Annotated in this window: 1 pseudogene; it reads left to right on the forward strand. The window is 64.4% G+C overall.

What is annotated here, in order from left to right:
• Positions 1-292, forward strand: a pseudogene (locus ELR45_RS41200) (ATP-dependent Clp protease proteolytic subunit); the annotation flags it as partial.

The raw sequence follows: 292 nt of genomic DNA on the forward strand, positions 1-292 counted from the left end.
GCATCATCTTCCTCGGCGCCGAGGTGCGCGACCAGAACGCCAACGCGATCTGTGCACAGCTGCTTCTGCTCGCGGCCGAGGACCCCGACCGGGACATCCACATCTACATCAACTCACCCGGTGGGTCCGTCTTCGCCGGGATGGCCATTTACGACACGATGCAGTACGTCAAGCCGGACGTCGTCACGGTCGCCATGGGATTCGCTGCGTCGATGGGGCAGTTCCTGCTGTGCGCGGGAGCGCCGGGCAAGCGATACGCGCTGAGCCACACCAAGATCCTCATGCACCAGCC

Source organism: Phytoactinopolyspora endophytica (assembly GCF_004138495.1).
In the GTDB taxonomy this organism is placed as follows: domain Bacteria; phylum Actinomycetota; class Actinomycetes; order Jiangellales; family Jiangellaceae; genus Phytoactinopolyspora; species Phytoactinopolyspora endophytica.